The 584-nt window shown below is 68.0% G+C and carries 1 pseudogene; it reads left to right on the plus strand.

From position 1 onward, the window contains the following. Positions 1–213: 213 nt before the first annotated feature. Positions 214–584, plus strand: a pseudogene (locus tag ACXJKJ_RS31410) (amidophosphoribosyltransferase); the annotation flags it as partial.

Raw genomic sequence — 584 nt, forward strand, 5'->3', positions numbered from 1 at the left:
GGGACGTGGATGGCCGCGACCCGTCGATGAAACCCCGCAACCGGCGGGCGATCCGGCTGACGTATGGGCGCGCAGCGCCACGCCCGGTTCCCCCCAGAACACCGATCCGGCGCTCGTGCGCCCGGACCAACCCGATCCGGCACGGAAAGGGTCCCCCGGCCAGGCACGGCCACCTTCACAGTAAATGGGCGCAGCCCAGCGGAGATTCGCACCATGTGTGGCATCGTCGGAATCGTCGGCAATCAGAACGTCGCCGGGCAGTTGTATGACGGCCTGACCGTCCTCCAGCATCGYGGCCAGGACGCGGCCGGCATCGCCACCGCCGACGGCACCCGCCTGCGCGTGCAGAAGGCCAACGGGCTGGTCCGCGATGTGTTCGATGCCAAGCGCATGTCCACCCTGGAAGGCCGTGTCGGCATCGCCCACGTGCGCTACCCGACCGCCGGCTCCGAAGGCATGGACGARGCGCAGCCGTTCTACGTCAATTCGCCKTACGGCATCGCGCTGGCCCACAACGGCAACCTGATCAACACCGAAAGCCTGCGTCAGCAGGTGTTCGAGCAGGACCGCCGCAACGTCAACAC

This window comes from Roseateles sp. P5_E1 (genome assembly GCF_054049335.1).